Annotated in this window: 10 protein-coding genes and 1 pseudogene; 2 read left to right on the top strand and 9 right to left on the bottom strand. The window is 72.6% G+C overall.

Annotation, left to right across the window (positions count from 1 at the left end; all coding sequences use genetic code 11):
- The coding region (locus tag ABZU46_RS29720; RefSeq protein WP_354862939.1) for a Wzz/FepE/Etk N-terminal domain-containing protein at positions 1 to 688 on the bottom strand (688 nt) is incomplete at its 3' end.
- A gap of 380 nt (positions 689 to 1,068) precedes the next feature.
- Between ABZU46_RS29720 and ABZU46_RS29715 the strand changes: the two are divergent.
- Positions 1,069 to 1,322: pseudogene (locus tag ABZU46_RS29715) on the top strand (Na+/H+ antiporter NhaA); the annotation flags it as partial.
- Positions 1,323 to 1,437: 115 nt separating this feature from the next.
- On the opposite strand, the gene ABZU46_RS29710 reads toward ABZU46_RS29715, so the two are convergent.
- From ABZU46_RS29710 to egtA, 8 genes are all read right to left on the bottom strand, one after another.
- Positions 1,438 to 1,635: a hypothetical protein gene (locus ABZU46_RS29710; protein ID WP_354862937.1), complete on the bottom strand. Its 198-nt coding sequence runs from the start codon at positions 1,633 to 1,635 to the stop codon at positions 1,438 to 1,440.
- A 4-nt stretch (positions 1,636 to 1,639) separates the two neighbouring features.
- Complete coding sequence (locus tag ABZU46_RS29705) at positions 1,640 to 1,963, bottom strand: hypothetical protein (RefSeq protein WP_354862935.1); 324 nt, start codon at positions 1,961 to 1,963, stop codon at positions 1,640 to 1,642.
- Complete coding sequence (locus ABZU46_RS29700; protein WP_354862934.1) at positions 1,960 to 2,322, bottom strand: DUF1622 domain-containing protein; 363 nt, start codon at positions 2,320 to 2,322, stop codon at positions 1,960 to 1,962. Before ABZU46_RS29700 ends, ABZU46_RS29705 begins: the two co-directional genes overlap by 4 nt.
- 39 nt (positions 2,323 to 2,361) lie before the next feature.
- Positions 2,362 to 2,949 (bottom strand): TMEM165/GDT1 family protein, encoded by a 588-nt coding sequence (locus ABZU46_RS29695; protein ID WP_354862932.1) that lies wholly within the window; start codon positions 2,947 to 2,949, stop codon positions 2,362 to 2,364.
- A 251-nt stretch (positions 2,950 to 3,200) separates the two neighbouring features.
- The gene (egtD, locus tag ABZU46_RS29690; protein WP_354862930.1) at positions 3,201 to 4,166 is read right to left on the bottom strand and encodes an L-histidine N(alpha)-methyltransferase; all 966 of its coding nucleotides are present in this window, start codon (positions 4,164 to 4,166) and stop codon (positions 3,201 to 3,203) included.
- Between the two features lie 52 nt (positions 4,167 to 4,218).
- A complete protein-coding gene (gene egtC / locus ABZU46_RS29685; RefSeq protein ID WP_354862928.1) occupies positions 4,219 to 4,965 on the bottom strand; it encodes an ergothioneine biosynthesis protein EgtC in 747 nt (248 codons plus the stop codon).
- Between the two features lie 40 nt (positions 4,966 to 5,005).
- Positions 5,006 to 6,358, bottom strand: coding sequence for an ergothioneine biosynthesis protein EgtB (egtB, locus tag ABZU46_RS29680; protein WP_354862926.1), 1,353 nt, complete (start codon positions 6,356 to 6,358; stop codon positions 5,006 to 5,008).
- A 115-nt stretch (positions 6,359 to 6,473) separates the two neighbouring features.
- Positions 6,474 to 7,709, bottom strand: coding sequence for an ergothioneine biosynthesis glutamate--cysteine ligase EgtA (gene egtA / locus ABZU46_RS29675; RefSeq protein ID WP_354862924.1), 1,236 nt, complete (start codon positions 7,707 to 7,709; stop codon positions 6,474 to 6,476).
- Between the two features lie 188 nt (positions 7,710 to 7,897).
- On the opposite strand from egtA, the gene ABZU46_RS29670 reads away from it, so the two are divergent.
- Complete coding sequence (locus tag ABZU46_RS29670; protein ID WP_354862922.1) at positions 7,898 to 8,128, top strand: hypothetical protein; 231 nt, start codon at positions 7,898 to 7,900, stop codon at positions 8,126 to 8,128.
- Positions 8,129 to 8,263: the final 135 nt, after the last annotated feature.

Genomic DNA, 8,263 nt, shown 5'->3' with positions numbered 1-8,263 from the left:
TCAGCGGAGCGGTGCGGGCGGCGCTCTCGAACGGAATCTCACCGAGCAGTGGGCTTCCGGTGGCGCGTTGCAGGCCCGCGGCGTCGCGCAGGCGGACGTCGGCGACGCCGCGCAGGATCGCCAGGCCGACACCGAGCGCCAGACCGACCAGACCGCCGAGCGTGAGGTTGCGGACCGGCTGCGGCGAGACGGGGCTGGCGCTGACCCGTGGGCCGCTGACCACCTCGATCTTGATCGGCGCCTTGCCCTCGGGCGGCGTCTCGACCTTCTGCACGAGCTCGACGAACTTTGCCGCGAGGGTTTCGGTCACCCGCATCGCCCGCGCCTGGTCGGTGTCGGTGACGGAGGCGCGCAGCAGCACGGTGCCCGTCTCCGTGGAGGTGGTCACCCGGCGCTGCACCTCGTCCGCGGTGAGCCCGACCGGGGTCTCGGCCACCACGCTCTGCGCCAGGCGATCGCTGCTGAGCAGGTCGGCGTACGACTTGACCCGCTGCTGAAGGAACAGACCACCCTGGTAGGCGTCGCTGACGCCCTGGTTGGGGGTGGTGACGAAGAAGGTCACCGAAGCGACGTACCGGGGCTGGGCCCGTACGGTCAGAAACGCCGAGACGCCCAGGGCCACCATGACGGTGACCAGCACGACCCACCAGTGCCGACGCACGTGGCGCAATTGGCGGAGCAGGTCCATCAGGAGTGCCTCCGTGCGGGTCCGGTTACGCCAAAGAACTTCACGAAAACCCCCAAGGTCGTCTGCCAACTCGTGAAACCATTAAAGCCCCTCATAGGGCTTATGTCCGGAGTTATGCATTTTCGAGGCGAACAAGTGCGCCCACATGACCAACCCGACAAAGGGTCATTCGGCAGCGGCGACATCCGGGAAAAGTCCACGGCCGATCTCTGGCCGCCCCCCTCCCGGACGCCGAGTGATCGCCCGCACCCCACCATCGGAGGCGTACTGCTGCCCCTCGCGCTGATCGGGGCGAGGACGCCATGGGGGGCGAGTCGTACACCCGCGGCGCCCTGGCCCGACGGCGAGCGCTGGTGCCTCGACCTGGGCCGCGCCAATCGGGGCTGCTGGCAGTCTTCGTTCTCGTGGCGGGCCTGGACCTCAAGCGCGAGTTCGTCGTCGGCGCGACCTGCGGGAGCCGCGCGGCGCGGCGCTTGCGGTGGTGGCCACCCTCGGCGGGATGGCGCTGCCCGCGCCGATCTCCGCGGCGGTGGTCCAGACAGCGGGCGGGGAGGGGTTGCGCGGTCGGGCCATCCCGATTGCCACCGACATCGCCCGCACGCTGGCCGCGCTCACGGTGGTCAGCTCACACCTGGCACCGGCCGGCAGGGGGGTCACGGACGAGCTGCCCGAACGGCGCCGGCGGTCAATCATGACCCGAACGGCGTCGGCGGTCGCCCGTGCGGGCGACCGCCGTTATGCGTGACGCCTCAGCGGCGGCGCTCGCTGGGGCGACGCTTCTCGGTCTCGTCGGCCAGCGCGTCGGTCTCCGGCGCGGTGAGATCGTCGCCGGGCACCGCCACCTCCTCCGCGAGGTCCTGCTCGTCGGGCTTGCCGCCGGGCTGGGGCTCGGGAGCGGTGGCGCCACCGGCGTAGCCGTACTCGTTCGGTTCGTCGTGCCGGCTCATGTGGTTATCCTCCCGCTTTTCCCTGTTTCGCTGCTACTGCCCACGGTAAGTGGTGATCGTCCTCGGCGCAGCGCGGCGGGGATTGTCGGCGCGACCACGGCGGCGCGAGACTCAACGCCGCCGCGAGCAGTTGGCGCAGCGCGACGATCGCCGCCGCGGCGGCCAGGCCACCCCACTGCGGATCACCGGCCAGGCGGAGCAGGCCGGCCGCCGTGAGCAGGTCCAACAGCACCCGGACCGCGACCCGGACGGCACCGGTGCACAGGGCCGTGACCACACCGGCGACCAGGGCCAGCGCGGTCACCACCTCGACCAGCGCACCGCTCACGGCCGCCGCTGCCCGTCGGTGACCTGCCGCTGCTCCTGCCGGATCTCCCGGCCCAGGAAGTAGTTCAGCGCCGTCCGGATCGTGGCGATCGCCGCCAGCTGGCCGATCTGGGTGAACGACGGTGACACCGCGGTGCGCAAGACGTCGGCGGCCAGCTGGAACTCCAGACCGAGGGTCAGAAACCGGCCCAGGGACAGTCGGATCGGAGTGAAGACGGCGGCGGTGCGGTGTCGCAGCCCTTCGACCGCGAACCGCACCGCCGCCCAGACGGCACCCACGAAGATCACCAGGGCCCCGGCCACCTCCACCACGGCGACCAGCACCTCGTCGCCGTGGCGCAGCAGCTCCGCCGGCTCCACCCGGAGCCGTTACCCGCCAGCGGGGCGGCTAGTCGGTGCTCAGGTCAGCTCGTTGACGGCCTCCAGGATCAGCCAGAGGCCACTGATGGCGAAGAGCACCGCGGCACCGTACCTGATGGTCTTCTCCGGCAGGCGGCGACCGAGCATCCGACCGACCAGGATGGCCAGCGCGTCCGCGGCGACCATGCCGATCGTGGAGCCGAGCCAGGTGCCGAACCAGCCGTACTTGGTGGCCAGGGTGATCGTCGCGAGCATCGTCTTGTCGCCCAGCTCAGCCAGGAAGAACGCCACCGACACCGCCACGATCGCGGTCTTGCTGGTCTTCTCGGCCTTGCGCTTCTCCTCCTCGGTGAGCGTGTCACCGCGCAGGGTCCACGCGCCGAAGCCGAGGAACGCCACACCGGCCACCAGGGAGATCCACTCGGTGGGCAGCACGGCGCCGAGGCCCGAACCGATGGCGACCGACGCCAGGTGCACCACCGCCGTGGCGACGGTGATGCCGATCAGCACCGGAATCGGTTTGAACCGCGTAGCGAACGTCAGCGCCATCAGCTGGGACTTGTCTCCCAGCTCGGCCACGAAAATGACACCGAAGCTGACGACCAGCGCGGCGAGGAATCCCTCCATGACATCCTTCCCGTTCACGCCGGGAGGAGGTACGGGGGCGCCCTCGACCCGGCTGCAACAGCCTGAGTCGAAGGTCTCGCCCGCCCCGGAGACCGGGGCCGCGTGGCCGGGTGCGGAACGCACCAGTATGTCGACCACGACATTGAGGGCTACTCCCCTTCGCGCGACCAGCTTAACCGATCACCGAGCGGCTCGGACGCCGTGGGTGAACAGCCTCACCGTGCCCGGGCCGGAAGTCGTGGTGAACAGCCTCACCGCGCCTGGGCCAACGTCACCCCGAAGAGCCCGTCCGGGTCGGTCCAGAAGTTCGTCGCCGCGAAGCCCGCCTCGCGCAGCTCGGCGGCCACCCGCTCCGGGCGGAACTTCGCCGACACCTCCGTCCGCAGCTCCTCCCCCGCGGCGAACTGGACCGTCAGGTCCAGCACCCGGACCCGCATCGGGCGCGTCGCCCGCAGCCGCATCTCGATCCACTCGTGGTCGGCATCCCAGCGGGCGACGTGCGCGAACGCCTCCGGGTCGAAGTCGGCGCCCAACTCCCGGTTGATCACGTACAGCACGTTGCGGTTGAACTCGGCCGTGACCCCGGCCGCGTCGTCGTACGCGGGCACGATGACCGACGGGTCCTTCACGAGGTCGGTGCCGAGCAGCAGCCAGTCGCCGACCTCCAGCGCGGCGCGCATCGCGGCCAGGAAGTCGGCCCGCTCGGCCGGCAGCAGGTTGCCGATCGTGCCGCCCAGGAACACCACCAACCGCCGACCGCCGGTGGGCAGCCGGTCGAGTTGGCGGGTGAAGTCCCCCACGATGCCCCGGACCCGCAGCCCCGGATAGTCGGCGGCGATCTGCGCGGTCGACCCCAGCAGGGCACTGACCGACACGTCCAACGGGACGAACGTGCCCAGGCCGCCCCGACGGGTGAACGCGTCCAGCAGCAGCAGGGTCTTCTCCGACGAGCCGGAGCCCAGCTCGATCAGGGTCTTGGCACCGGTCAGCGCCGCCACGTCCGGTGCGTGCTCGGCCAGCACCGCCCGCTCCGCCCGCGTCGGGTAGTACTCGGGCAGCCGGGTGATTTCCTCGAACAGCTCGCTGCCCCGCGAGTCGTAGAACCACTTCGGCGGCAGCCACTTCGGCTCGGCGGTTAACCCGGCCCGGACGTCCTGACGCAGACCACGCTCCAGGTCCTGCGGCTCAAGGTAGATCTCCAACGGTTCCGCGGTCATCGGTCCTGCCTCTCTGCTCAGTCACACACCTCGCGTGCCCGACCGGTGCGGCTCACCGGGTCGGCAGTGGGCACATCCGCACCTCGTCCACGGTGGCCGTGACCAGGTGCCCCTCCGGCACCGGCCGCCATCCGGGGTCGTCATCGTGTGGCTCGGAGGCCAGCAGCACCGAGCCCGCCGCCGCACGCACCGACAGCGCGTGGCCGGACGTGGTGCCCACCACCCGCCGCCCGTCGGTGAGCAGCACGTTCAGCCGCGACCCCGGAGCGGCCACGGCGACCTCGGCCACCGTCCGGGCCACCGCCTCCGCCGGGTCGTCACCGGCGCGCAGCCGGTGCCGCACCAGCGCCCACAGCAGGGCCGAGTCGGTGACCGCGTCCAGGGTCAGCAGGTCACGCACCGGCAGGCCGGCGGCGAGCGACACCATCGCGTCCGGCCAGCCCCGGACCACACCGTTGTGGCTGAACAGCCACCGACCCTCGGCGAACGGCGCGGCGGCGCCGTCGAGCACCGCCATCCCGACGGTGGCCGAGCGGACCGCGGCCAGCACAGCGCCGGCGCGGGTCACCGCAGCCAGCTCGGCGATCGTCGGATCGCTCCAGATCGGCTGGGCACGCCGGTAACGCACCGGCTCGCCGTCGCTCGGATACCAGCCGACGCCGAACCCGTCGGCGTTGATCGTGCCGCCGCCGCGCATGTCGCGAGGCGCCCAGGACTGGCGTACGAGTGCGTGCGCCGGCGCGAAGAGCAACTCGGCCAGCGTGACCGGCGGCCCCAGATAGGCCAGGTGACGGCACATCAGCGCAATCCGGCCGCCGCCGCGCCGGCCCGGTGCGGCATCACCGGCGCGACTCGTCCGGTGCGGCGTCCCGGGCGCAGCGGAAGCCGCTGAAGATCTGCCGCCGGATCGGATAGTCCCAGTTGCGGAACGTCCCCCGGCAGGCCGACCGGTCCGTGCCGAACGAGCCGCCGCGCAGCACCCGGTAGTCGTCGCCGAAGAAGACCTCCGAGTATTCGCGGTAGGGGAACGCGGTGAAGCCGGGATGCCCGCGGAAGGTGGTCGACGTCCACTCCCAGACGTCCCCGATGAGCTGGTGCACGCCCAGCGGCGACGCGCCGGCCGGGTACGCTCCCACCGGCGCCGGCCGCAGGTGACGTTGGTCGAGGTTCGCGTGCGCCTCGGTCGGGTCCCCGTCGCCCCACGGGTAGCGGCGCGACCGCCCGGTCGCCGGGTCCCACCGGGCGGCCTTCTCCCACTCCGCCTCGGTCGGCAGACGCTTACCGGCCCACGCGGCGTACGCCTGCGCCTCGTGGAAGCACACGTGCACCACCGGCTCGTCGGCGCGCACCGGATCCCACCGGCCGAAACGCCGGTACGCCCAGCCGTCGCCGTCGCGACGCCAGTGCATCGGCGCGACGAGCTGCTCCCGAACCCGATGCTCCCAACCCGCCGCGCTCCACCAGCGCGGGTCGTCGTAGCCGCCGTCGGCGATGAACGCCTCGTACTCGCCGTTGGTGACCGGCGCGGCGTCGATGACGTACGCGGGCAGGTCGACGCGGTGCGCGGGACGTTCGTTGTCCAGGGCCCAGGGGTCGGTGTCGGTGCCCATCGTGAACTCCCCGGCCGGCACCAGCACCTCACCGCCGACGCGGGCGGTCGGCTCGGGTGGTGGCGGGGCGTGCAGGACCGCCGCGCCCGCGCGCAGCTGGTGGGTCGCGAGCATCGTCTCGTCGTGCTGCTGCTCGTGCTGGACGATCATGCCGAAGGCGAACCCGGCGGCGACCAGCGGCCGATCGGTGAAGCTCACGGCGTCGAGCAGGTCGTGCACCTTGTCCCGGACCGTGCCCAGGTAGGCACGCGCCTCCGCCGGTGGCAGCAGCGGCAGCGCGGGCCGGTCGCGGCGGGGCTGCTTGAACGCGTCGTACAGCTCGTCGATGTCGCAGCGGACCGGCTCGCGGCCACCCACATCACGGACCAGCCAGAGTTCCTCCTGGTTGCCGACGTGCGCCAGATCCCAGACCAACGGCGACATCAACGGAGAGTGCTGGCGCATCAGGTCGGCGTCGTCGACCGCCTCGGTCAGCAGGGCGGTACGGGACCGGGCGCGCGCCAACTCCGCCGCGATCCGCCCCCGCAACCGCTCCCCCTCGGGATGGTCCGTCGTGCCCACACTCACCGTCTCGCCGTTCACCGGTCTCCCCCCCGTTCGCGACTGCGGGGCTCGCCACCCCGGCTCACTCCTCGCGCTCACCGGTCCGCCAACGTTCGCGACTGCGGGGCTCGCCACCCCGGCTCACTCCTCGCGCTCACCGGTCTCCCCTCTGTGCGGCGGCCAGCCGCCGTCGTACGCCTCGTTGGACCTCGTCGTGGGTGCCGGCCGGCAGCTCCAGCTGGGGCAGTGTGGCCAGGGCCAGGTCGAGCAGCGCGGCCGCGGCGGCGGCCAGCGTCGGGTCGGACAGGCCGTGCCGCGCGGCCGCCGACCAGCGGTGCGCCACCGGCGCGCCGATCGTGTACGCCGCGCGCACGGTGCCCGCGTCGGTGAACAGCGCGCTCAGCACCGCCAGCGGGAGACGCCAGTCCCGGTCGGGCTGGGCGTCGAGATAGCGCAGTTCCAGGTAGCCGCGCGGGCGCACGGGTGGAAAAAGGGTGCTGACGTGGTAGTCAAGATCGTCGGTGGTGGGCGGACGGGGCAGCGCGCCGTCGAGCCAGTCGGCGAAGGTGACACCCGGCGGCGGGGCCCAGTCCGGGCCGCGTCGGCGCAGGCAGAGCAGCGGCGCGGCAAGCACGTACCGGATCCAGGTGGTCGTCGGATCCTCGTCGGCGTTGCCGGGCACCCACACCGGGCGGGTGCGGGCCGGGTCGATGGCCAGCCAGGCGGCCATACGCGCGGACGCCCAACCGGTGCGCCGCCCGGCGTGCCGGCTGGCCGAGGCGAACGCCGCGAGCAACGGTGGCCCGACCGCGTGGGCCGTCGCCCAGCGCGCCGCGACCTGGTCCGGCTCGCCGATGTCGAGGCAGACCTGCAGACCGGCGGTGCTGTACATCATCGTCCGGCCGGCCGGACCCCGCCGGTCGAAGGCGCGACGCATGGCGCGGTAGCGGGGAGTGTCCACCACTGGGCGGGGCCGACGGTGCGGGTCGATTCCGCTGCGGCCGAGGGTCAGCCCGGCGGCGGCCAGCAGGCCGGTGACCTGGGCGATGTCGGCCTCGGTGGCCTGGATCAGCGCGCCGGTCGAAGAGCGCGGCGGGGTGGAGATCTCCAACTGGCCGCCCGGTTCGAGGGTCACCGTGCCGCCGTGTCGCAGCGGCTCGGCGGGGCTCGTGGGGTCCAGCGTGACGGGGCTGTGGCGCCCCAGCGCCGCCCGCAGCCGCACCGGGTCGACCGGTCGGGCAGGGTCGGCGGCGTCGTGCACGGTCCATTCCAGTTCGACGCCGGTGTATGTCGGGGGGCCGGTCTTGAAGCAGATGCGCGCGAGATGTCGGCCTGCGGCCGCGGACTCACGCAGGATCGCGCTGCGATCCAGCTCGGGCGACGTCACCATTGGTGCAGCCTCCTTCGTCGTGCGCCAACTCCGGAACACTGTGCCACCGTAAACCAGGCCACCGACACTGTCGGCGGCGTCGACGGTGCCACCAACCCCTGTCTAACAGACGAATTTCCCGGTGCACGGCAGAACGAACGCGCCGGCCGGACGCTCAGTTCGCGGCCGACCCGGCCGGGTGGGAGGGCTTGGTCTTCGCCGATCCGGGCGGCGTCCCCGCCGAGGACGGTTCGGCGGGGGCAGACGACCGCGCCGGAGCCGACGGCTTCGCCTCGGGCACCAGTCGCTGGCAGTACTCCTCGACCGCGGCGACGCCACCGGCGGCCTCCACCAGCCGCTGGAAGGCCGGCGTCCGCAACTTCTTCTCCCGCTTCTCGGGCTTCCCTGCGCGCCAGGCCCGGCACAGCCCGTGCAGCTGACCGTTCGGCGCCGAACCGACGGTCGGAGTGCCGGTCGGGGACGGCGGGCCGGGCGAACACGACCTCCGCATCGCCGGTGTCCCGGTGCTGGGCGGCCGACAGCACCTCGTCGACGTGATCCGCCGCACCGGCGCC

The organism is Micromonospora sp. NPDC005197 (assembly GCF_040608295.1).
GTDB lineage: Bacteria > Actinomycetota > Actinomycetes > Mycobacteriales > Micromonosporaceae > Micromonospora.
Note: the sequence above shows the minus strand (reverse complement) of the source record. Positions and strands in the feature narration are given on the sequence as shown.